Genomic DNA, 19,858 nt, shown 5'->3' with positions numbered 1-19,858 from the left:
CGTCTTATTTTGTCATAAAAAATAAGACGGTGCTTTTTTTAATTTCCTTGCTCATGCGCAAGAGTAAACGTATCTTCCAAGTCACTATCATTTATTTTAATATTTGCCTTTTTTAATTCCTTTTGTATTAATTTGTGACTGAATGTAGGGTCGGCCATACGTTCTGCTTCCAAGTTTTTACGGATGGAGTCTTTCACTTCATCGTAAGGTTGTAAATCTTTTTTACCAGTTAGTTTAATAATGTGATAGCCATTTGGTGATTTGACGGGTTCACTAATTTGGTCGATTTTTAGCTTGTAGGCAGTTGTTTCAAATTCAGGTGTCATTGTACCGGAATGGAAGTATCCAAGGTCTCCGCCTTTATCTTTTGATAGTAGATCTTGCGATTCTTGTTTTGCTAATTCTTCAAATGAAGCACCAGCATCTAATTTTTTCTTTATTTCTTTCGCTTCATTTTCGTCACTTACTAAAATGTGACTCGCTTTAATTTCTGGCTTATAGTGATCTTTCACGTCTTTTTCTGTAACACTTTTCTTAATCGCTTCATTCATAGCAAGTTTGAACTTAATTTGATTTTTGAAATCAGCTTCATCTTTTAAACGATTATTTTCTAGTACAGCTGAGAATTGATCGCCGTATTGCTTTTTCGCCTTTTGTACTTCTCTATCTACATCATCGTCAGATACTTTATATTTTTTCGTGATAACGTCTTGCGCCATCATTTCGTATAACATGTCTTTTCCGTAACGATCTTTCAACTGCTTTTCGAAGTCGCTCTTCGTAATGGCTGAGTCTGTTGCCGTAGCGACTGTAGCTGAGCTGTTTTTTTGTCCACAAGCAGCTAGCATTAATATACTTATTAGTGCAGTAATAATGAAAATGTGTTTCCCTCTCATGCCAACACCTCATCCGAATATGTTATCGCTATTGTAGAATATAGAAGTGAACATGAAGTGAATTTTCAATGTTTTTTCCTGTAAAATGTAAAAAAAGTACATCAACAATACTGTTGATGTACGATGGAATCAAAGGTGATCGGTCTTTTTAGAATAGGCACGTTTACCTTGCTGAATATTTTTTTGTTCTTGCTCATTTTTTTGCGTACGCTTTGCATTATTATCGCGTGCTTTTTTGTCGTTATCGCTCGTATGTGGCATATGTATCAACTCCATTTCTAAACGTTGTACGTTTATCATTTCCTTTTTCGTAAAGACTATGTATAGCAGTGCATTCATGAATAATAAGGGTGGATTAGAAATGGATTTGAAGTTGAATTATACCGAACTTATAAAGAAGTTAATCGTTGTAATCGTCGCAGGTTTGTTAAATGCGATTGGAATGAATTTATTTTTGACGCCGGCGAAAGTGTACGCGAGTGGATTTGCTGGGTTGTCTCAATTGTTATCGCAAATATTAGGTGACTTTTTATCTATTCACATATCAACGGGGGTATTGTTTAGTTTGTTTAATATTCCTGTCGTTATTTTAGCGTGGAAAAAGGTTGGAAAGGCCTTTACTTTCTTTAGTTTTCTTTGCGTTATATTTATGACTTTGTTTTTAGAAATTATCCCAGTTAGAGCGGTTTCAAACGACATCATATTGAATGCGATTTTTGGCGGGATTATTTCAGCGATTGGGGTAGGGATTGCGTTAAAGTGGGGGGCTTCTACAGGTGGTTTAGATATTATCGCTATGATTTTATCAAAGATTAAAGATAAGCCTGTTGGTACATATTTTTTCTTCTTTAATGCAATTATCATTATCGCTGCTGGCTATGTGTATGGCTGGGAAAAAGCATTATATACTTTGGTGACTTTGTATGTCTCGACGCGAATTATCGATGCGATTCATACGCGGCATGTGAAGATTACAGCATTAATCGTTACGAAGAATGGGACAGATGTACGAAAGGCGATTCATTCACGCTTAGTGAGGGGGATTACAACTATCCCAGCAACAGGTGCTTATACAAATGAAAATAAGGAAATGTTAATGATTGTTATTACACGTTATGAGTTATACGAATTAGAGAGGGTTATTAAACAAGTGGACCCAAGTGCATTTACAAATGTACTGCAAACGGTCGGGGTGTTTGGATTGTTTCGAAAAGATTAAAGAGGACCAAAGTTGGTCCTCTTTTTTAATGCAAATTCGTAATGTTTTGCAACTGCTCCTGCATTTCACGTAGCTGAACTTTTTCAGCTGTTGAAGAGTTTGCATAAGCGGAGTGCAAAGCGTTTTTTGCTCTATATACGAGATCTTGTTGCTCAGCACCGCTTGAACAAGTTACGGCATTTGCAACAGCATCTCTAGCTTGTTGGAATAGTAAGTTCCCCATTTAAAGCCCTCCAAAAGAAGAGTTACTTCTCGCTTTTTCTGCCTCAGCTAATGTACCTCTGTACGGGAATCTTGCATCATGCTTCATTACAGCATCGGCTCCTTGTTGGATAAAACGTTTTGATTTGTTCTTTTTACCCATTCGAAAAACCCCCTTTATTTAGCTGAACACACTCGACGCGATAATCCGGCGTCTAATTATAGTATGGGCGTTTGGCGAGAAACTATAAGCAGGGAATTTTTAGATTACAACCCAAGAACCTCTTCTAAATATAGTGCAATACCATCTTCTTCATTCGTTAATGTCGTATGGTTTGCGAGTGATTTTAATTCAGGGATAGCATTACCCATTGCGATGCCGTGACCAGCAAATTCAATCATTTCAAAGTCGTTATCTTCATCACCGAAAGCGATAATTCGATTTTGTGGAATGTTGTAATGACTAGAAATTTTTTGTAATCCGACAGCTTTATTTAACCCGCTTTTTACAATTTCAATAATTGGCCAAGGTGCGCCCCATTTTCTATGGTCGATTACTTCAGCGTGCATATCAGTTAAATGTTGACGAATTGCACTAGAATGCTCGTCATGTGCGTCAATTAATAAGCAAGTTGGATGATCGTTTAAAGTATTTAGTAAGTCTCCTGTAAAAATCTTTGGAGAACCGAATTCGAAAATATGTTTTTTATCTTCATCAATTTCACGAACATACACATCGTCCATTACTTCAGCGTATATATTTTTCACACCAAAATCAAAGCAAGCTCGGACAATTTCTTGGGCTGTTGCTAGCTCAAGAGGAGAGTGATGTGTGCCCCACTTTGAATCAAGAGGATGATGTACGTAAGCACCGTTAAAGTTTACGATTGGTGTATTCAGACCAAGTTCTTTATAGTAATCAAAACTAGCACGGAATGGACGCCCTGTTGAAATAACGACAATATGTCCTTGTTCCTTTGCTTTTGCAATTGTATGTTTCGTTCGAGTGGAAATTATTTTGTTGTCTGTCAATAAAGTGCCGTCTAAGTCTAATGCGATTAAATGTTGTTTATTCATAATTTCACCTCTTATAATAATTTTTTTGTTTCTATCTGTATTTCCGTTTTTAATATGCAGAAATAAGAGGTTAAGCTGGGTGAGAACACCAAAGATGGAAACTTCACTATATATCCATCTTACGTCGCAAAGCGCTACGGTGTCTACTATTTCTCGCTGGAAATTAAGAAAAGTCAACGTCTTTTTAGAAAGTTCAAACAAAGTTTCTTTCATTATGTACAAATTGTGAAAAGGGTTACATTGTTCGTATGATGAAGCTTATAATGAACATGTAATCTTCTCGTATATGTTTGACTCTCCTTTGAAACTGGCCTATAGTAGGTTGGTTTCTTTTTTTCTACAAATAGGAACGAAATTTCTTCCTAAGCTTGTGTCATTCATGTATATGTACAAGAACGAAATGTAGTACTTGTTTCCTAAACATGACAGAAAAGCTTTCTTTGAAAATGGATATACTAATGAGGCAAAGACGTCATGGAAGGAGAATGGAAATGGGACAAAATCGCAGGTTTCGTTCTGGACAAAAAGCGCCAAATGATGGCATTTATGTAGAGATTGGTGAAACAGGAAGTATGGTAAAAGATCCGCAAATGGTGAAATTAACTGCCGGTGAAAAGTTTCCAGATAACACAAATCATAACCGTCAGTGGACATATAAAAGAAGACCGTAACAGAAGCCGCAATCATTATTGCGGCTTTTTTGTTATGGGGCATTGTAATTACATTTACCTTAACTTTTTAACTTGTATAATGAATGCACTCATTTTCTTTTTCCAATAATAAGTTTGGAAATACATAAGCAAAATTATTGTATAAAAAAGTCAGTTGGCGTATAATCAAATCAAAGGTCAAAGAAAGTCAAACATTTGGAGGACTGTAAAGATGGACTTAAATCAAATGACAACAAAAACACAAGAGGCGATTATGAGTGCCCAATCTTTAGCGGTATCTCATCATCATCAAGAAGTAGATACTATTCATCTCATGTTTACATTATTAGAAGAGCAAGATGGGTTAGCAGTGCGTATTTTTCAAAAAATGAATGTCGATATAGAAGCGTTAAAACAAGGAGTAGAAAGTTTAATTAAGAAAAAGCCTTCTGTAACAGGAAGCGGTGCAGAAGCAGGTAAATTATATATAACAGGTGCTCTGCAACAACTGCTTGTAAGAGCAGGAAAAGAAGCAGAGAAATTGCAAGATGACTATATTTCAGTTGAACATGTACTGCTTGCTTTTTCTGAAGAAAAAGGCGATATAAATCAATTACTTACAAGATTTCATATTACGAAAGATAACTTATTACAGTCTTTAATGACAGTTCGGGGGAATCAAAGAGTGACTAGTCAAAATCCAGAAGCAACTTATGAAGCGTTAGAAAAATATGGCCGTGATTTAGTGGCGGAAGTAAGAGCGGGGAAAATTGACCCTGTTATCGGCCGTGATAGTGAAATTCGCCGCGTAATTCGCATTCTTTCACGTAAAACGAAAAACAACCCGGTTTTAATTGGTGAGCCAGGTGTTGGTAAAACAGCAATCGTTGAAGGATTAGCGCAGCGTATTGTGAAAAAGGATGTACCAGAAGGGTTAAAAGATAGAACAATCTTTGCATTAGATATGAGTGCGCTTGTAGCTGGAGCAAAATTCCGTGGTGAGTTTGAAGAGCGCCTGCAAGCTGTATTAAATGAAATTAAAAAGAGTGAAGGCCGCATCTTATTATTTATTGATGAACTTCATACAATCGTCGGCGCTGGTAAAACAGAAGGTGCGATGGACGCAGGAAATATGTTAAAACCGATGCTTGCGCGTGGTGAACTGCATTGTATCGGGGCGACAACATTAGATGAATATCGTAAATATATTGAGAAAGATCCAGCGCTAGAAAGACGTTTCCAACAAGTATTAGCAGAAGAACCAACTGTTGAAGATACAATTTCCATTTTACGTGGTTTAAAAGAGCGTTTTGAAATTTATCATGGTGTAAATATTCATGACCGCGCGATTGTAGCAGCATCTGTTTTGTCAGATCGATATATTTCGGATCGTTTTTTACCAGATAAGGCAATTGATCTTGTTGACGAAGCGTGTGCAACGATTCGAACAGAAATTGATTCTATGCCAACAGAATTAGATGAAGTAACGCGCCGCATTATGCAGCTGGAAATTGAAGAAGCAGCTCTTGGAAAAGAGAAGGACTTTGGTAGCCAAGAACGTCTAAAAACGTTGCAACGTGAATTATCGGATTTAAAAGAAGTTGCAAGTGGTATGAGAGCGAAATGGGAGAAAGAAAAAGAAGATATTCACAAAGTTCGTAACTTACGTGAACATTTAGAGCGTCTGCGCCGTGAATTAGAAGAAGCAGAAGGTAATTACGATTTAAATAAAGCAGCGGAACTTCGACATGGGAAAATTCCTGCAATTGAAAAAGAGTTAAAAGAAGCAGAAGAAATGGGCGCACATAATAAACAGGAAAATCGTTTATTACGTGAGGAAGTAAGTGAAGAAGAGATTGCTGATATTGTTTCACGCTGGACGGGTATTCCGGTCGCGAAACTCGTAGAAGGCGAACGTGAGAAATTACTACGCTTAGAGCAAATTTTATCAGAGCGTGTCATCGGACAAGAGGAAGCGGTAAGCTTAGTGTCAGACGCAGTTCTTCGTGCACGCGCTGGTATTAAAGATCCGAATCGTCCGATTGGTTCCTTCATCTTCTTAGGACCGACAGGTGTTGGTAAAACAGAACTTGCAAAAACGTTAGCGCAGTCTTTATTCGATAGTGAAGAGCAAATGATTCGTATCGACATGTCTGAGTATATGGAGAAACACGCTGTGTCACGCTTAATTGGTGCGCCTCCTGGATATGTTGGATATGAAGAGGGCGGTCAATTAACAGAGGCGGTAAGACGTAAACCGTATTCCGTTATTTTATTAGACGAAATCGAAAAAGCACATCCAGAAGTATTCAACATTTTATTACAAATGTTAGATGATGGACGCATTACAGATTCGCAAGGACGTACAGTAGACTTTAAAAACACGGTTATTATTATGACTTCAAATATTGGATCTGCTCATTTGTTAGATGGATTAGAAGCAGATGGCGCCATTAAAGAGGAATCTAGAGAACTGGTAATGGGGCAGTTAAGAGGACATTTCCGACCAGAGTTCTTAAACCGTGTCGATGAAATTATTTTATTTAAACCTCTTACAACGAATGAAATTAAAGGTATTGTTGATAAAATTGTAAAAGAATTACAAGGTCGTTTAGCTGACCGTCATATTACAGTAGAATTAACAAATGCAGCGAAAGAATTTGTTGTAGAAGCTGGCTTTGACCCGATGTACGGAGCTCGTCCATTAAAACGATATGTACAGCGTCAAGTTGAGACGAAATTAGCGAGAGAATTAATTGCAGGAACGATTACTGATAACAGTCACGTAGTGGTTGATGTAGAAAATAACGAATTAGTCGTTCATGTGAAATGAGAATAGGTTGTGGAGGAGGTTTTCTCCACAGCCTAATTAAAAAAAGCACTTTTAAGTGCTTTTTTTATTGTTTATGGACTCTGGTGCAATTTCATTATCGTTTTTGGTGTAGTAATTTTCATCGTGGTAGGGCAAAGCTAAGTGCTCCAATGTTTTTTCATCTTCGAGACAAATAATCTTCAATTCGTATCCTTCAAAATCAGTTGGATAGAACACATCTTCACTTTGATTTTCAGTTAATGCTACATCAATCATATCCCTCAATTGTTCTAGTCCTTTTTTGTTACCGATAATTATAGCTTGATCATGCCACATTTGTTGGCCGTAAATACTGCAAATCTTATAATTTTTGAAATTCATAACATTACTCCTTTATATTACGATATGGTCCTTTTAAATAAGAGAATAATGCTTTTTGTCCTTATATTAGTTATTTAACCGTTAAAGGATGATAAAGGATTTTTTATCTATGTAAAAAAAGAGTTCGGATAAAATCCGGACTCTTTTTTTAGTGTTGTTCTACTGGCTCGTTTGGAATTGCAGCTGAAATTGCTAGTACTAATACCGCAAGAACAACTGAGAAAATAGACGCTTGGTTAAAATCGTATGTACCGCCAGTCATAGAGCCGATTACGTAGCTCATCATATGTACAAGCGCGAACGACCAAATTAATGCCCAAATGAAACGCATATTTTACACCTCTATTCGTTCAATCTGTCCTTATTGTAACACAATTGAAAAAAGAATATAGAAAAATATTTGTAGATTTTTCAACGCAAATTTGCATTCCGTTCATACATTATAGAAGAGTACTTTTATACGTTTAGAAAATAAGGCGGGGGAAAAATGAGTATTACGGAACGTTTTTTTTACTTAGAAAAAGAGCCATGTGTCATTTATTTACCGGAGAAGCCAAATGGATTTTCTGTAATGCTTCTTGGTGATTACAACTACTTTATTGAGAATGGTACAAGTTTATGGACACAGCATGCGGGTAGATCTTATTTTTTACATGGCCTTATTGAGGAAGGCTACACGGTCTTTTCTTCTAATTTATACGGAAGACATTGGGGAAACGACCAATCTGTTCGTCTAGCAAAACGCTTATATGACGTTGTTTTGAGAAAAGAGACATTAAATGCGAAAATGCACATTATGGCAGACGGTATGGGGGCACTTGTAGCACTTGAAATGATGAACAAATACCCTGAATGTATACGCTCAGTCATTATGTTAAATCCGTGTTTAGATTTACCAGAATATGTGGAGTTTGAGAAAGAGCATAAGTTTTTTTACAAAAGATTAGTGAAGGAATTAAGTTTGGCGTATGATTCCAAAGAAGAAGAATTGGAGTCCAAAATAAATAAGAAAACATTTACGCTTCTTCCGTCTTGTGTACCTGTTAAAGTTTTCGTATCAACACAAGAAAAAAGAGGAAGAAAACAGTTGTTACGTAAATATGAGAAAATGAGGCAATTCAATCAATGCGATACTTCTGTCTTATTCCATCTGCAAGATGTGAAATATAAAATGGTTAGGCAAACGACTGATTTCTTTAAAAAATATGAAGAAGAATTGTGAAGCTCCCATATACATAAATGAGGAGCTATTTGTTTCAAGGAGAAAGGGTTGGTGGTATGGAGCGCGTGCTAATTGTAGGTGCACTTACGTTTGTAGGTTATCACCTTGTGAATAAAATGATGGCAGAAGAAGTAGAAGTGTACGGTCTTGATTTTGATGAATTCGAGAATATGACAAAAATTAATGAAGAGAAGTTATTGTTAATTGGGCGAAATGCGTTATTTACGTATTACTCGATAAGAGATGAAGATGGATGGAAATCAGTAGAAGGAGAGAAGTTCGATACGGTTTACTTTTGCCTGTATGAGCCAAATCAACAAAGTGGCTTTCGGAATGAAAGGGTCATATTACAGTATTTAAAGCGGATTATAAGATTGTGTGCAGAACATAAAGTGAAATTAAATCTAATTTCTTCTATTAAAGTAGGAAACGCAGATGAATCTGAAAATAAACGTTTATTTTTGAAAGTGGAAGAAGGATTGAAAAAAGGAGAGGTACAGTATAGTGTATTTCGAGTTCCTACATTATATGGGCCGTGGCAACCATCTTTTATGATGTATCATCAGCTCATTTTATCAGAACTGGATGAGAAAGAGTGCCATTATGCGAGTGAGGAAAACGGAAGTGATTTACTGTACGTGGAAGATGTATGTGAATACTTATGGGAAAATGGAATGAACGAGGAGCATCTCGGTATATACAATTTACTTAGTGGTAAAAAATCATTATGGAAAAAAGGTATGAACCTTTTACGTGCAGAGGATAAAGTGAACAAAGAGAATGAGGAAGAAAGAGATGATACTGTCGAGATTATTTCGATAAAAAGAAATACTCCGTTAGAATACGGTTTAAATAAACAATTGGCACATATGAAAAAATATAAAGAGTTATACGAAGGATAGCGAGCGTGTTACACTATGTATGTGAAAGTTTTAATGGAGAGGAAGAACATAATATGAATGAGAAAAGCATGCAATTTTTACAAATCGCAATGAAGCATTTACCAGAAGCAAAGGCCATTTTAGATGATAATGGAATTGCGCTTGATATGGAGAAAGCACAACCAGTATTAGAGTTATTGATGAAAGTTATGAACGAAGCATATGAGCTTGGGAAAGCAGATAAAGAATAAAACCTTCTTTTTTAGATGGAGGAGAGGCCCGAACCGTAAGTAGAAGCGGTTTGGGCCTTTTTATATTTCAAAAGAAACAGGAAAGGTATGTTTCTGTTTCTTTTAATAAACAATAAAGTGAATAATGCCTAGCTTTATGTTTTAGCTGAAATATATTCTAGACAAAAATACATTTATGTTTTAAAATTAGTACCAAGTCATAATAATTGATATAAAACGGAGGGCTGCGATGTGAACGTGGGCATTTTAGGGATCGGAAGATATGTGCCGGAAAAAGTAGTCACAAATCACGATTTAGAGAAAATAATGGATACATCCGATGAATGGATTCGTACGAGAACGGGAATTGCAGAAAGACGCATTGCCGATGATACAATAGATACTTCATATATGGCCGTAGAGGCTGCTAAAAAAGCACTTGAAGATGCAGGGGTCAGCGGAGAAGATATCGATCTTATTTTAGTTGCGACAGTAACACCAGATCGCGCGTTTCCAGCAGTAGCTTGTGTCATTCAAGAAGCAATTGGAGCGAAACATGCAGCTGCAATGGATGTAGGGGCAGCATGTGCTGGTTTTATGTACGGAATGATTACAGCGCAGCAATTTATTCAAACGGGAACTTATAAAAATGTATTAGTAGTTGGTAGTGATAAACTTTCTAAAATTGTAGACTGGAATGATCGCAATACAGCAGTACTATTTGGAGACGGAGCCGGTGCTATCGTAATGGGGGCTGTTTCAGAAGGAAGAGGCGTTCTATCTTTCGAATTAGGAGCAGACGGAAGTGGCGGTAAGCATCTATATCAAGACGAGTATGTTATGATGAATGGCAGAGAAGTCTTTAAATTTGCCGTTCGTCAACTTGGTGAATCTTGTCTTCGCGTGCTGGATAAGGCTGGTCTTACGAAAGAGGATGTGGATTTCTTAGTACCGCATCAAGCGAATATTCGTATTATGGAATCTGCAAGAGAGAGATTAAATTTACCACAAGAAAAAATGAGTATGACAATTGAAAAGTTTGGTAATACATCAGCTTCTTCAATTCCAATTGCAATGGTAGAGGAATTGCAAAACGGACGTATTCAAGATGGTGATTTAATTATACTTGTTGGTTTTGGCGGCGGATTAACATGGGGAGCAGTCGCTCTTCGTTGGGGTAAATAAGGACTGAGAGAAAAAAAGGAGTGTATTTTGTATGGAAAAAAAGAGGGTCGTAATTACAGGACTAGGAGCTGTTACACCGGTCGGTACAGATGTTGAAACAGCGTGGGAAAACATTAAAAAGGGTGTATCTGGAATCGGACGACTTACAAGAATTGATCCGGAACTATTTCCAGCAAAAGTAGCAGCAGAAATTAACGACTTTGAAGTCGAGAAATATATTGATAAAAAAGAAGCGCGCCGTATGGATCGCTTTACACAATATGCAGTAGCAGCAGCGAAAATGGCAGTTGCAGATGCAAAGCTTGAAATTACAGAAGAAAACGGACCTCGAATTGGTGTATGGATTGGTTCTGGTATTGGCGGTATGGAAACATACGAAGAACAATTTAAAATTTTTACTGAGAAAGGCCCGCGCCGCGTGAGCCCATTCTTCGTACCAATGATGATCCCAGATATGGCAGCAGGTCAAGTATCGATCGCAACAGGAGCAAAAGGAATTAACACTTGTTCAGTAACAGCTTGTGCATCTGGTGCAAACTCAATTGGTGATGCATTTAAAGCGATTCAGCGCGGTGATGCTGATGCAATGATTACAGGCGGAGCAGAGGCGCCGTTAACAAGCATGGCATTCGCAGGATTTAGCTCAGCGAAAGCATTAACATTCAATGAAGATCCAGCAACAGCTTGCCGTCCATTCGATAAAAACCGTAGTGGTTTCGTAATGGGTGAAGGTTCAGGTATTTTAATTCTTGAAGAATTAGAGCACGCATTAGCTCGTGGTGCTCACATTTACGCGGAAATCGCTGGTTACGGTGCAACTGGTGATGCGTTCCATATTACAATGCCAGCTCCTGGCGGTGAAGGTGGCGTGCGTGCAATGCGTCAAGCTTTAGCAGATGCAGGTCTACAGCCAGAAGATATTGATTACATTAATGCGCATGGTACAAGTACGGATGCGAATGAAAAGTATGAAACGATGGCAATTAAAGAAACGTTCGGTGAGCACGCGTATAAAGTAGCAATTAGCTCAACGAAATCAATGACAGGTCACTTATTAGGAGCAGCTGGTGCTGTTGAAGCGATCTTCTCTATTAAATCAATTACAGACGGAGTAATTCCTCCAACAATTAATTATGAAACACCAGATCCAGAATGTGACTTAGATTACGTACCGAATAATGCGAGACATCAAGAAGTAAACGCGGTTTTAAGTAATTCACTAGGATTCGGTGGTCATAACGCAGTATTAGTATTTAAATCGTATAAATAATAGATGAAATAAGGAGTTTTTTCGTAGTATATTGCGAAAAAACTCCTTATTTATTTTTACGCCTTTTCCTCCTTTTGCATATACATAAGAAAAAGGAGGGATAAAGATGGGGATTGTTGAAACTGCCGAGTGGTTACATCTATATTATGGACGGCCAGAAAAGTTGTGTGAGAAGTTTACGAAGTATATCCCGTTGCCAAAAGAAAGATTGTACCGCTTTTTAATTTCTAAAGGTATGTATCGCCCGGTTATGCGAGGAGAACAAGAGATTAAAGAGTTAGAGAAAAAGGAAATCTGGAAAGAGTTACGTATGGAGTATGAGAAACTGAAAAATTGGTTGAAAGGTCCGGATGTCCCTGTCTTTATTTTATTATCAGATTCTTATAATCGAACTGTACAAGAAGAGTATAACGGCAGGGCTGGATTATCTATGCGTCACGTTATTTTCTTATTCGTATGCGGACGGAATTCGGTAGAAGAATTAAAAGTGTTATTGGCGCATGAATATCATCACATATGCAGGTTACATCAAATTGAGACGAAAGAAACAGAATATACATTACTTGATACGATGATTATGGAAGGGCTAGCTGAGCAAGCAGTAACGGAAAGATATTCAGAAAAAAACAATGCACCGTGGACGACGTATCTTTCAAAAGAAGAGGCTATTTATTATTGGGAAAACGTTGTACACGAAAGAATAAGTATAAAACGAGGAACAAGGGAGCATGACATCTTATTAAATGGATTTCATTCTTATCCGAAGATGCTTGGCTATGCACTTGGATTTCATATTGTCAAAGATTGTGTAACTTCCGCCTCTATAGATACACTTTCTTTATTATCTATAGAGGCGAAAGAAATATTGAATAAAGCAAATACATTTCATATATAAAAAAACAGGAATTCTATTTCCTGTTTTTTTAGTATTAATAGAAGAAAAAATAATAATTAGAATATATTTCCTTAGGTGGAATAAAGTTAAGGAAAATTGAACATAATGATTGATACAAACAGTAGTGAAGTGAGGGGTAGTGAATGTTATATCTACATGATGTATGGGTAAATTGGTTTGAAGGTGAAGAAAATGGGTATAACGTTTGTCATTTTTACGAATGGCGAAAAGATGATACGATTGAGCTATTAGATCAAGTGCCATTATTAAAAGTAGATTCCACATTATATCATTACATCGAAGACGAATTGTTAGAGCTTCCGCAAAAAATGTTGGAAGACGTACATCATAAGGCTTATATTCGTAAAAATCATGAACGTTTGCAGCAAGAGTATTGCTTTGTAGTTACAGATGGAAAAGGAATTATTGCGATTGACACAATTGGTTACAATGTGCCAATTCGAAAGAGCAGACTTATACCGCGCCAAGAGCAGATGGTATATGAGATGGTAGAAAACGTACAAGCAGAAAAGTATGAGTTCCAAGTAGAAGAAATGGAAAAAGAACATCATATTTTATCACCATCACCTTTCATTATGAATGGCTTAACTCGTAAAGAACGACAGCTTAAACAATTATTATTTATGGCGTTAGATCAATTACATACAACGAAAAACACAGCAGAAATTCGCTATTGGTTCACAGAGTGGGATCCATCAGCATACGGAATGGTTCAACATATGGAATTTGAAGATATTTGGGCTAAACTGTATGATGAAGCGAAAACAGGCTGGTCTGAGAAGCACGAACAATTATGTGAGCGTCTCGTAAAAGGACAGCCATTCTTTGAAAAGTTATGGGAAATGGAAAACGAGCAGAAGGTAAATTAAAAAACCGCCAATTGGCGGTTTTTTTTATTTGTTGTAACTTGGCTTCAGCGAGCATTCTAAGAAATCCAGCTCCGGTAGCAAGTCCTTCGCGTCTAAGAACCTTCCCCACGAGAAGGTAAAAAGCACCTTCTGTGGGAAAGAACCTTAGCCAGTCAGGGCTGAACGAGCTGCCTCCGCTTTATATAGTAATCCAGCTCCGGCAGCAAGAATGTTCGGTGGCTTCGCTTTATATAAGTTACCTACGTTTTCTACTTAACCCCATTGCGTTTTCTACTTTGCGTAGTTGTTTGAATGCAACGCGGTTTGCTTTTTCTGCACCTTTGTCTAGAATTTCGTCTAGTTCTGGTGAGCTGATTAGTTCGTTATATTTGTCTTGGATTGGACGAATTGCATCTACGACTACTTGTGCTAGGTCGCCTTTGAAGTCTCCGTAGCCTTTTCCTTCGTACATTGCTTCGATTTCTTCTACTGTTTTTCCAGAGAATGAAGAGTAGATTGTTAATAAGTTAGAGATTCCAGGTTTGTTTTCTTTATCAAATTTCACAATACCTTCAGAGTCTGTTACAGCACTCTTAATTTTCTTTTCAATTGTTTTCGGTTCATCAAGCATACTGATCATTGATTTTAGATTCGGATCAGATTTACTCATTTTCTTCGTAGGTTCTGTTAATGACATAACGCGAGCTCCTACTTTTGGAATACGAATTTCAGGAACAGTGAACACTTCACGGAAGCGTTTGTTGAAACGCTCTGCTAGGTCACGTGTTAATTCCATATGTTGTTTTTGATCATCACCAACAGGTACGATTTCAGTGTTGTAAAGTAAAATATCAGCAGCCATTAATGGTGGGTACGTTAGTAATCCAGCTGGAACTGAGTCTCTACCTGATGCTTTATCTTTATATTGCGTCATACGCTCTAATTCTCCAACGTAAGCAACTGATTGCATAATCCATCCTAGTTGAGCGTGTGCTGGTACTTCTGACTGTACAAATAAAGTAGCTTTTTCAGGATCAATGCCGCATGCTACATAAAGTGCAGCAAGACTGCGGATGTTTTTACGAAGTTGTACGGGATCTTGAGGTACTGTAATCGCATGTTGGTTTACAATACAGAAATAACAGTCGTGTTCATTTTGAAGCTCTGTAAATTGCTTCATAGCTCCTAAATAGTTTCCAAGTGTAATCGTTCCACTCGGCTGAATACCAGAAAAGATAACTGACATAAGTAATTCCTCCTAAATTTGAATGCGTGATAGGGAAGAGAAGGCAAACAAAAAAGCCCATTCATCCCAAAAAACTATAGGGACGAATGGACCGCGGTACCACCCTAATTATTTCACTACTGTGAAATCTCTCTAATCCATAATAACGTTTGGATATAACGCCAAAGCCTACTACTTTCGGTTCGGTTTGGTGCTCAAAAGCCCATTCCATACTGTACAATTACTTGTTCACACCAGCCACAAGCTCTCTGAAATTGCCTCAATATGTACTCTTCTTTATCATCGCATACATATAAATTTATTTATTGTTACCTGAGCTCTTTTAATATGAAAGAACTAAAGTTTTATAACAAAATGTTTTGCTGATTATTATATCATATGGGATAGTGTTTGCAAACTACATCAAAATAGTAAAGCTAATGAGGGTCGAGAACAACCCAAGAACGATACCTGTAATACAAATTGGATACGTCCATTTGAATGAATATGTTTTATAAATACGTTCTTTCTTATCGGCAGGTTCCTCTACTTCTTCAATTAAAGACTCAATTTTTTTGTTCGTACCAAATACTCTTTGGAATGCGTAAATTGTTACATTGAAAAATCCATTTTGAAATATGAATAAAAAACCGCCGACAAGAATAAAAAGTAGTGCGGCATAAAACGATATATTGACAAAATTCAACAAAAATTGCGATGAAACGAGGAATGCGCCAATACTAGAAGCGATTATCGCTATGAAAATTAGTATACAAGTATGAAAAAAAACTTTATTCAAAATGTTCCCCTCCGTCAAAATATTACTAGAATTATTATACTATAAAAGCTATAATATGTACTAGAATTAATTTTTTGAAAATTATACGCAATTAAAGGTCTGATTTCAAGATGATGGTAGCAATGTTAACGTATCCCTTTACAAAAAAATAAAAAAATAAACATTTTATTAAAAATTTTAACAAAAAAACAAAAAACTATATTCACAATTGTTATATTATATGTATAATGAAAATTGTAGAAACTTGGAGATTATTCTTTCAATTCTACTTTTTTACAAGTGAGGGTACAGGAAGTGCAATTAGGGGAGGCAACACAACATGAAGAAAAAGATACCGTTATTACTTGCATCGACTTTAACTGCAAGTATGTTGCTTGGTGCGTGCAGCTACCAGAAAGATGACGCAAAAGCAAAAGGGAAAGAAAACGCTACGAGTAGTAGTAACGGAAAGCAGGTTCTTAATTTAACGGAGTTATCTGAAATTCCGTCAATGGATGCATCATTAGCATCTGACTCTGCATCTTCTACAGCATTAAATAATACGATGGAAGGTTTATATCGTATAGGCAAAGATCAGAAGAGAGTGCCTGGAATTGCTGAGGATGTTCAGAAACTAGATGATGGAAAGAAATACATATTTAAATTAAGAAAAGATGCAAAGTGGTCGAATGGGGAACCTGTAACAGCAAAAGACTTTGTGTATTCATGGAAAAGAGCAGTAAATCCAGATACAAAAGCGACATATTCGTACATTATGTTCGATATTAAAAATGCAGAGAAAATTCATAAAAAAGAATTACCTGCTGACCAATTAGGTGTAAAAGCGATTGATGACTATACATTAGAAGTGGAATTAGACAATCCCGTTCCTTACTTTGTTGATTTAACGGTTTATCCAGTATTTTACCCGCTCAATGAGAACTTTGTAAAAGCACAAGGTGATAAGTTTGGGTTAGAGGCGAATACAACATTATATAATGGACCATTTGTTATGAGCGATTGGAAACATGAGCAAAGCTTCCAGTTTAAGAAGAACCCATCATATTGGGATAATAAAACGGTTAAAATCGAAGAAATTAATTTTAATATTGTTAAGAATACGTCAACTGATGTAAATTTATATGAGACAAACTCGATTGATCGTGCGGCTCTATCTTCAGAATTTGTTGATAAGTTTAGACAAAGCTCAGAATTCCACACAAGAAAAGAAGCAGGGGTTGCTTATCTAAGATTTAATCAAAGTAATCAATACTTAAGCAATAAAAACTTAAGAAAAGCAATTTCAATGTCCTTTGACCGTGATAACATTGCGAAAGTTATTTTAAATAATGGTGCAATTGGAGCTTATGGATTTGTTGGAAAAGATTTCGCTGAAGGTCCGAATAAAAAAGATTTCCGAGCTGAAAATGGAAAGTTAGTTGAAACAGATCCAAAAGAAGCGAAAAAGCTATGGGAAACAGCGAAGAAAGAGCTTGGCACTGATAAAATAGAACTAGAATTCTTAAACTTCGATAATGAAGATGCGAAAAAAGTTGGTGAATTCTTAAAAGGTGAGATGGAAAAGAACTTACCAGGTTTATCGATTAAAATTAAACAACAGCCATTCGCACAAAAAAATAAATTAGAAGATTCTCAGCAATATGATATTGCGTTTGGTATTTGGGGACCAGATTTCCCAGATCCAATTTCATATTTAGATATGTTTGTTACGAATGGTTCTCAAAATAAAACAGGCTATTCTAATAAAAAATATGATGAGTTAATTTTAAAAGCTAAAACAGATACAAAAGATTTACAAGCACGCTGGGACAACCTTTTAGAAGTAGAGAAGATGTTAATTAAAGAGGATGCTGTTATCACTCCAATCTTCCAAAAAGGTTCAGCGTATGTAGTAAAAGGTGCCGTAAAAGATATTATCCCAATTAACTATGGTGGTAAATTAACTTACAAATGGGCATCTGTTGAACAAAAATAATCTTTTTTCCATCGTTTACTAGGGTATATGCCTATGATGGGCGTATGCTCTTATTTTAAAAAAATAAAAGTAAGAATATTTTAAACTATCTTATTGCTTTTGAGAAAAACGGGGAGGTGCTTGACTATGGGACGTTATGTATTAAAACGTTTCGTGTACATGGCTTTGACATTATTTTTAATTACTACACTGACTTTCTTTTTGATGAAATTACTTCCGGGTTCTCCGCTTAAAAACCAGGAGAAACTATCACCGGCACAAAAAGAAATCATTCTTGAAAAATATGGTTTAAATGATCCAGTACCAGTTCAATATGCACGTTACTTAGGTAACTTAGCAAAAGGTGATTTAGGGGTATCATTCCAATATGATAACCGTCCAGTAACAGATATGATTGTGGATCGCATTGGACCATCCGCACAACTTGGTTTACAAGCGATTATATTAGGAACATTTATCGGTTTACTTTTAGGAATCGTTGCGGCACTTCGTAACAATACGTGGGTCGATTATGGGGCGACAATTATTTCCGTACTCGGGATGTCGGTACCATCGTTCGTATTCGCCGCATTACTACAATATTTCGTAGGGGTAAAACTTGGTTGGTTCCCAGTAGCCTTCTGGAAAGGGCCAGAGTTTACAGTGATGCCTACGATCGCTTTATCGATGGCAGTTATAGCAACAATCGCACGTTTCTCTCGTGCAGAGTTAATTGAAGTTATGCAAGCTGACTACATTTTAACAGCGAAAGCAAAAGGGATTAGTCAAGGCGTTATCATTGTAAAACACGCACTTCGTAACGCGCTAATTCCAGTTGTAACAATTTTAGGACCAATGGTTGCGGCATTAATTACAGGAACACTCGTTATCGAGCAAATTTATGCAGTACCAGGACTAGGGGAACAGTTCGTTAAATCTATTACAGTGAATGACTATACAGTTATTATGGGAACTACAATTTTCTATAGTGCGATTTTCATCTTAGTTATTTTCATTGTTGATATTTTATACGGAATTATTGATCCTCGAATTCGTTTAGCGGGAGGGAAAAAATGATGAAAGATGTACAAAAATTATCTCCAGATTTATTTCAACAAGCCAATCAAAATAATGTGGATAATGAAGTCATTGCCCGTCCAAGCTTAACGTTTTGGCAAGATGTAAGAAGACGTTTGTTCCAACATAAAGGAGCAATGTTAGGTTTCGTTTTATTAGCGCTTATTGTATTACTAGCAATTTTTGGGCCGATGGTAAGTAAACACTCGTATAAAGAGCAAGACTTAGGTCGTGCGAAATTACCACCGAAAATTCCTGTTATTGAAAATGTTCATTGGCTACCATTTGACGGTACAGATCAATATGGTGTTGACCAATATGAAAAACGTGATATTAAAGAGTATTTCTGGTTTGGTACAGATGATCTTGGACGCGATTTATGGACAAGAACATGGGAAGGTACGCGCGTATCGTTATATATCGCTCTTTTAGCAGCGGCGATTGACTTAGTAATTGGGGTTGCATACGGAGGTATTTCAGCGTTCTATGGCGGTAGAGTAGATAATATTATGCAACGTGTTATGGAGATTATTAACGGTATTCCATACTTAATCATCGTTATTTTAATGGTAATCATTATGGGATCTGGTATATGGTCAATTACACTCGCAATGGCGATTACAGGCTGGATAGGGATGTCGCGGATTGTTCGTGGACAAATCTTAAAGTTAAAAAACCAAGAATATGTATTAGCATCTCGTACATTAGGTGCAACAAATACACAATTAATTGTGAAACATTTAATTCCAAACGTAATGGGACCTATCATCGTAATGACAATGTTTACAATTCCATCAGCGGTGTTTGGTGAAGCGTTCTTAAGTTTCATCGGTTTAGGAATTCAGCCACCATTTGCGTCACTTGGTTCTCTTGTAAATGATGGTTATAAATCAATTCAAACGTATCCACATATGATGTTCATCCCTGCGGTTGTCATCAGTATGTTAATCTTAGCATTCAACTTAATGGCAGACGGATTACGCGACGCGTTAGATCCAAAAATGCGTAAGTAAAA

22 protein-coding genes and 1 other annotated feature are annotated in these 19,858 nt (G+C 36.7%); of the genes, 13 read left to right on the top strand and 9 right to left on the bottom strand.

Annotated elements, in window-relative coordinates:
- Positions 1 to 38: 38 nt before the first annotated feature.
- The gene (gene prsA, locus FOT98_RS10935; protein WP_063260225.1) at positions 39 to 896 is read right to left on the bottom strand and encodes a peptidylprolyl isomerase PrsA; all 858 of its coding nucleotides are present in this window, start codon (positions 894 to 896) and stop codon (positions 39 to 41) included.
- 129 nt (positions 897 to 1,025) lie between these two features.
- Positions 1,026 to 1,157 carry a DUF3941 domain-containing protein gene (locus FOT98_RS10930; protein ID WP_001120851.1) on the bottom strand — a complete coding sequence of 44 codons (132 nt, stop codon included), beginning with the start codon at positions 1,155 to 1,157 and terminating at the stop codon, positions 1,026 to 1,028.
- 100 nt (positions 1,158 to 1,257) lie between these two features.
- Between FOT98_RS10930 and FOT98_RS10925 the strand changes: the two genes are divergently transcribed.
- Entirely contained in the window at positions 1,258 to 2,115 is an 858-nt protein-coding gene (locus FOT98_RS10925) for a YitT family protein (protein WP_063260226.1), read from the top strand.
- 25 nt (positions 2,116 to 2,140) lie between these two features.
- Here FOT98_RS10925 and FOT98_RS10920 read toward each other — a convergent pair whose 3' ends face one another.
- The 3 genes from FOT98_RS10920 to FOT98_RS10910 all read right to left on the bottom strand — a co-directional run bounded on the left by FOT98_RS10920 (position 2,141) and on the right by FOT98_RS10910 (position 3,393).
- Positions 2,141 to 2,338: a DUF3813 domain-containing protein gene (locus FOT98_RS10920; protein ID WP_000527404.1), complete on the bottom strand. Its 198-nt coding sequence runs from the start codon at positions 2,336 to 2,338 to the stop codon at positions 2,141 to 2,143.
- Positions 2,339 to 2,479 (bottom strand): hypothetical protein, encoded by a 141-nt coding sequence (locus FOT98_RS10915; protein WP_063260227.1) that lies wholly within the window; start codon positions 2,477 to 2,479, stop codon positions 2,339 to 2,341.
- Between the two features lie 104 nt (positions 2,480 to 2,583).
- The gene (locus FOT98_RS10910) at positions 2,584 to 3,393 is read right to left on the bottom strand and encodes a Cof-type HAD-IIB family hydrolase (protein WP_063260228.1); all 810 of its coding nucleotides are present in this window, start codon (positions 3,391 to 3,393) and stop codon (positions 2,584 to 2,586) included.
- Positions 3,394 to 3,884: 491 nt separating this feature from the next.
- On the opposite strand from FOT98_RS10910, the gene FOT98_RS10905 reads away from it, so the two are divergent.
- Positions 3,885 to 4,064, top strand: a complete 180-nt coding sequence (locus FOT98_RS10905; RefSeq protein ID WP_061678721.1) for a YjzC family protein — start codon at positions 3,885 to 3,887, stop codon at positions 4,062 to 4,064.
- Positions 4,065 to 4,275: 211 nt separating this feature from the next.
- Positions 4,276 to 6,876 carry an ATP-dependent chaperone ClpB gene (gene clpB, locus FOT98_RS10900; protein WP_063260229.1) on the top strand — a complete coding sequence of 867 codons (2,601 nt, stop codon included), beginning with the start codon at positions 4,276 to 4,278 and terminating at the stop codon, positions 6,874 to 6,876.
- Positions 6,877 to 6,927: 51 nt separating this feature from the next.
- Here the strand turns inward: clpB and FOT98_RS10895 are convergent, their stop codons facing one another.
- Together FOT98_RS10895 and FOT98_RS10890 are read right to left on the bottom strand one after the other, a co-directional pair.
- Positions 6,928 to 7,236, bottom strand: coding sequence for a hypothetical protein (locus tag FOT98_RS10895; RefSeq protein ID WP_063260230.1), 309 nt, complete (start codon positions 7,234 to 7,236; stop codon positions 6,928 to 6,930).
- Between the two features lie 148 nt (positions 7,237 to 7,384).
- On the bottom strand, positions 7,385 to 7,567 hold the full coding sequence (locus FOT98_RS10890) for a YjzD family protein (protein WP_001211112.1): 183 nt from the start codon (positions 7,565 to 7,567) through the stop codon (positions 7,385 to 7,387).
- A gap of 156 nt (positions 7,568 to 7,723) precedes the next feature.
- Here FOT98_RS10890 and FOT98_RS10885 point away from each other — a divergent pair, with 156 nt between their 5' ends.
- From FOT98_RS10885 to FOT98_RS10855, 7 genes are all read left to right on the top strand, one after another.
- Complete coding sequence (locus tag FOT98_RS10885) at positions 7,724 to 8,458, top strand: lipase family protein (protein ID WP_061678725.1); 735 nt, start codon at positions 7,724 to 7,726, stop codon at positions 8,456 to 8,458.
- A gap of 29 nt (positions 8,459 to 8,487) precedes the next feature.
- A complete protein-coding gene (locus FOT98_RS10880; RefSeq protein WP_141658069.1) occupies positions 8,488 to 9,360 on the top strand; it encodes an NAD-dependent epimerase/dehydratase family protein in 873 nt (290 codons plus the stop codon).
- A gap of 53 nt (positions 9,361 to 9,413) precedes the next feature.
- Entirely contained in the window at positions 9,414 to 9,590 is a 177-nt protein-coding gene (locus FOT98_RS10875) for a ComZ family protein (RefSeq protein WP_001986215.1), read from the top strand.
- A gap of 231 nt (positions 9,591 to 9,821) precedes the next feature.
- Positions 9,822 to 10,754, top strand: coding sequence for a beta-ketoacyl-ACP synthase III (gene fabH, locus FOT98_RS10870; RefSeq protein WP_001100533.1), 933 nt, complete (start codon positions 9,822 to 9,824; stop codon positions 10,752 to 10,754).
- A 31-nt stretch (positions 10,755 to 10,785) separates the two neighbouring features.
- Positions 10,786 to 12,024, top strand: a complete 1,239-nt coding sequence (fabF, locus tag FOT98_RS10865) for a beta-ketoacyl-ACP synthase II (protein ID WP_000412652.1) — start codon at positions 10,786 to 10,788, stop codon at positions 12,022 to 12,024.
- Between the two features lie 106 nt (positions 12,025 to 12,130).
- On the top strand, positions 12,131 to 12,919 hold the full coding sequence (locus FOT98_RS10860; protein WP_063260231.1) for a DUF2268 domain-containing putative Zn-dependent protease: 789 nt from the start codon (positions 12,131 to 12,133) through the stop codon (positions 12,917 to 12,919).
- A gap of 143 nt (positions 12,920 to 13,062) precedes the next feature.
- Positions 13,063 to 13,809, top strand: coding sequence for a YjbA family protein (locus FOT98_RS10855; protein ID WP_063260232.1), 747 nt, complete (start codon positions 13,063 to 13,065; stop codon positions 13,807 to 13,809).
- Positions 13,810 to 14,044: 235 nt separating this feature from the next.
- On the opposite strand, the gene trpS is transcribed toward FOT98_RS10855, so the two are convergent.
- Together trpS and FOT98_RS10845 are read right to left on the bottom strand one after the other, a co-directional pair.
- Positions 14,045 to 15,034, bottom strand: coding sequence for a tryptophan--tRNA ligase (gene trpS, locus FOT98_RS10850; protein ID WP_063260233.1), 990 nt, complete (start codon positions 15,032 to 15,034; stop codon positions 14,045 to 14,047).
- Positions 15,035 to 15,109: 75 nt separating this feature from the next.
- Positions 15,110 to 15,326: a binding site (T-box leader), on the bottom strand.
- A 105-nt stretch (positions 15,327 to 15,431) separates the two neighbouring features.
- Positions 15,432 to 15,812, bottom strand: coding sequence for a DUF3899 domain-containing protein (locus tag FOT98_RS10845; RefSeq protein ID WP_063260234.1), 381 nt, complete (start codon positions 15,810 to 15,812; stop codon positions 15,432 to 15,434).
- Between the two features lie 319 nt (positions 15,813 to 16,131).
- Here FOT98_RS10845 and FOT98_RS10835 point away from each other — a divergent pair, with 319 nt between their 5' ends.
- From FOT98_RS10835 to opp3C, 3 genes are all read left to right on the top strand, one after another.
- Positions 16,132 to 17,787 carry a peptide ABC transporter substrate-binding protein gene (locus FOT98_RS10835; RefSeq protein ID WP_063260235.1) on the top strand — a complete coding sequence of 552 codons (1,656 nt, stop codon included), beginning with the start codon at positions 16,132 to 16,134 and terminating at the stop codon, positions 17,785 to 17,787.
- Between the two features lie 126 nt (positions 17,788 to 17,913).
- Positions 17,914 to 18,843 carry an oligopeptide ABC transporter permease gene (gene opp3b / locus FOT98_RS10830; RefSeq protein ID WP_063260236.1) on the top strand — a complete coding sequence of 310 codons (930 nt, stop codon included), beginning with the start codon at positions 17,914 to 17,916 and terminating at the stop codon, positions 18,841 to 18,843.
- On the top strand, positions 18,840 to 19,856 hold the full coding sequence (gene opp3C, locus FOT98_RS10825; protein WP_063260237.1) for an oligopeptide ABC transporter permease: 1,017 nt from the start codon (positions 18,840 to 18,842) through the stop codon (positions 19,854 to 19,856). Before opp3b ends, opp3C begins: the two co-directional genes overlap by 4 nt.
- Positions 19,857 to 19,858: the final 2 nt, after the last annotated feature.

The sequence above is a fragment of the Bacillus sp. HY001 genome (assembly GCF_007558965.1).
Lineage (GTDB): Bacteria > Bacillota > Bacilli > Bacillales > Bacillaceae_G > Bacillus_A > Bacillus_A mobilis.
This window is presented reverse-complemented; position numbering and strand designations above follow the sequence as displayed.

Excerpts from the sequence above, each read along its gene's own strand:
- FOT98_RS10855 (WP_063260232.1), top strand. The coding sequence starts at position 13,063 with ATGTTATATCTACATGATGTATGGGTAAATTGGTTTGAAGGTGAAGAA.
- FOT98_RS10885 (WP_061678725.1), top strand. The coding sequence starts at position 7,724 with ATGAGTATTACGGAACGTTTTTTTTACTTAGAAAAAGAGCCATGTGTC.
- FOT98_RS10930 (WP_001120851.1), bottom strand. The coding sequence starts at position 1,157 with ATGCCACATACGAGCGATAACGACAAAAAAGCACGCGATAATAATGCA.
- FOT98_RS10915 (WP_063260227.1), bottom strand. The coding sequence starts at position 2,479 with ATGGGTAAAAAGAACAAATCAAAACGTTTTATCCAACAAGGAGCCGAT.
- FOT98_RS10875 (WP_001986215.1), top strand. The coding sequence starts at position 9,414 with ATGAATGAGAAAAGCATGCAATTTTTACAAATCGCAATGAAGCATTTA.
- FOT98_RS10895 (WP_063260230.1), bottom strand. The coding sequence starts at position 7,236 with ATGAATTTCAAAAATTATAAGATTTGCAGTATTTACGGCCAACAAATG.
- FOT98_RS10860 (WP_063260231.1), top strand. The coding sequence starts at position 12,131 with ATGGGGATTGTTGAAACTGCCGAGTGGTTACATCTATATTATGGACGG.
- fabF (WP_000412652.1), top strand. The coding sequence starts at position 10,786 with ATGGAAAAAAAGAGGGTCGTAATTACAGGACTAGGAGCTGTTACACCG.
- FOT98_RS10905 (WP_061678721.1), top strand. The coding sequence starts at position 3,885 with ATGGGACAAAATCGCAGGTTTCGTTCTGGACAAAAAGCGCCAAATGAT.
- FOT98_RS10835 (WP_063260235.1), top strand. The coding sequence starts at position 16,132 with ATGAAGAAAAAGATACCGTTATTACTTGCATCGACTTTAACTGCAAGT.
- prsA (WP_063260225.1), bottom strand. The coding sequence starts at position 896 with ATGAGAGGGAAACACATTTTCATTATTACTGCACTAATAAGTATATTA.
- opp3C (WP_063260237.1), top strand. The coding sequence starts at position 18,840 with ATGATGAAAGATGTACAAAAATTATCTCCAGATTTATTTCAACAAGCC.
- clpB (WP_063260229.1), top strand. The coding sequence starts at position 4,276 with ATGGACTTAAATCAAATGACAACAAAAACACAAGAGGCGATTATGAGT.
- trpS (WP_063260233.1), bottom strand. The coding sequence starts at position 15,034 with ATGTCAGTTATCTTTTCTGGTATTCAGCCGAGTGGAACGATTACACTT.
- opp3b (WP_063260236.1), top strand. The coding sequence starts at position 17,914 with ATGGGACGTTATGTATTAAAACGTTTCGTGTACATGGCTTTGACATTA.
- FOT98_RS10890 (WP_001211112.1), bottom strand. The coding sequence starts at position 7,567 with ATGCGTTTCATTTGGGCATTAATTTGGTCGTTCGCGCTTGTACATATG.
- FOT98_RS10925 (WP_063260226.1), top strand. The coding sequence starts at position 1,258 with ATGGATTTGAAGTTGAATTATACCGAACTTATAAAGAAGTTAATCGTT.
- FOT98_RS10920 (WP_000527404.1), bottom strand. The coding sequence starts at position 2,338 with ATGGGGAACTTACTATTCCAACAAGCTAGAGATGCTGTTGCAAATGCC.
- FOT98_RS10910 (WP_063260228.1), bottom strand. The coding sequence starts at position 3,393 with ATGAATAAACAACATTTAATCGCATTAGACTTAGACGGCACTTTATTG.